We start from the raw sequence: 375 nt of genomic DNA on the forward strand, positions 1-375 counted from the left end.
CATGTTCCACACGGTGCCCGAACTGGCAGAGGCGATCGGTGAGCGGATGGACGCCTACAACCGGGAGCCGTTCCAGAAACGCCCCGGGTCGAGGCTGAGCGTGTTCACCGCCGAGGAGCGGCCGCTGCTCACGCCGCTGCCGGCGGTGGCGTTCGAGATCAGCCGGTGGCTCTACGGCCGCCGGGTCGGCCGCAACGGACACGTGGTGTTCGAGCGGAACTTCTACTCCGCCCCGCTGGCCCACATCGGCACCAAGGTCGATGTGCGGATCACCGCCCGCACGCTGGAGATCTACCGCGGCACCGAGCGGATCTCCAGCCACCTTCTGCTTCCCGAGCAGGCTGCAGGTCAGTACCGCACCAACGATGCCGACCT

General features: G+C 68.0%; 1 pseudogene. It reads left to right on the forward strand.

Going from position 1 to position 375, the window contains the following annotated elements:
• Positions 1-13: 13 nt before the first annotated feature.
• Positions 14-375 (forward strand): annotated as a pseudogene (locus G6020_RS16660) (IS21 family transposase); the annotation flags it as partial.

Source organism: Dietzia sp. B19, from assembly GCF_014145155.1.
In the GTDB taxonomy this organism is placed as follows: domain Bacteria; phylum Actinomycetota; class Actinomycetes; order Mycobacteriales; family Mycobacteriaceae; genus Dietzia; species Dietzia natronolimnaea.